Below are 1,176 nucleotides of genomic sequence, written 5' to 3' on the forward strand. Positions count from 1 at the left end.
CTTCGGCGGCTTGAACGCGGTGCTGGTCTTCGGTCCGCCGCCCGCCTAAGGCGCGGCTCCCTCGCTTATCCGACTAGATCAGGCCGAGCCCTCTGAAGCTCGCATGCCCCTGCCTGCCCACGATGATGTGGTCGTGGACCACGACCCCTAAGGCTTCGCCGCGGCGACGATCTGCTTGGTCATCTCCACGTCGGCGCGTGACGGGGTCGGGTCGCCCGACGGGTGATTGTGCACTAGCACGATCGCCGTGGCCGAGAGCTCCAGCGCCCGCTTCACCACCTCCCGCACATAGACCGGCGTATGATCACGGTGCCTTTCTGCTGCACCTCGTCGGCGATCATCTGGTTGCGCTTGTCCAGGAACAGGATGCGGAACTGCTCCTTAGCCTCGAAGCCCATGGCCGCGCGGCAATAATCGAGCACTTGCTGCCAGGAGGCGAGCACCGGCCGCTCCAGCACCTCGCCGCGCATCAGCCTGAGCGCCGCCGCCCGCACGAGCTTGATCTCGGTCACTGCCGCTTCGCCGAGACCCGGCACCTCCAACAAGAGATCGTCCGGGGCATTCATAGCCTCGGCGAAGGAGCCGAACCGGGCGAGGATCGCTTTGGCCAAAGGCTTTGTGTCCCGGCGCGGCATGGCGCGGAACAGCACCAGTTCCAGAAGCTCGTAGTCGGGCAGGGCGTCTGGGCCGCCGTCGCGAAAGCGCTTCCTGAGCCGCTCGCGGTGGCCGAGATAATGCGGCTTGGCGGCGTCGTCGAAACCCACGGGGGCGCTCGCTTTAGGCTCAGCGCTTACGGGCGGACGATCCAGGCCCTTGGGCGACAGGGTGAACACCTCGCATCCCGCCTCGGTGACGCCGACCGTGTGCTCGAACTGCGCCGACAGGGAGCGGTCGCGCGTCACGGCGGTCCAGCCGTCCGACAGGATCTTCACATGCGGCTTGCCGAGATTGATCATCGGCTCGATGGTGAACAGCATGCCGGGCTTGAGCGGCAGGCCTTCGCCGGGCTCTCCGTAATGAAGGATATTCGGCCGGTCGTGGAACACGCGACCCAAGCCATGGCCGCAGAAATCGCGCACCACGCTGCAGCGCTCGCCTTCCGCATAGACCTGGATCGCATGGCCGATATCGCCGGTGGTGGCGCCGGGCTTCACCGCGGCAACGCCGCGCATCAGC

At 66.7% G+C, this 1,176-nt stretch carries 2 pseudogenes; both read right to left on the reverse strand.

Annotated features, from left to right (window positions below):
- Positions 1–73: 73 nt before the first annotated feature.
- Positions 74–764: pseudogene (gene radC, locus AUC71_RS13550) on the reverse strand (RadC family protein).
- Positions 765–794: 30 nt separating this feature from the next.
- Positions 795–1,176, reverse strand: a pseudogene (locus tag AUC71_RS21465) (M24 family metallopeptidase); the annotation flags it as partial.

Origin of the sequence: Methyloceanibacter marginalis (assembly GCF_001723295.1) — a bacterium.
Classification (GTDB): domain Bacteria; phylum Pseudomonadota; class Alphaproteobacteria; order Rhizobiales; family Methyloligellaceae; genus Methyloceanibacter; species Methyloceanibacter marginalis.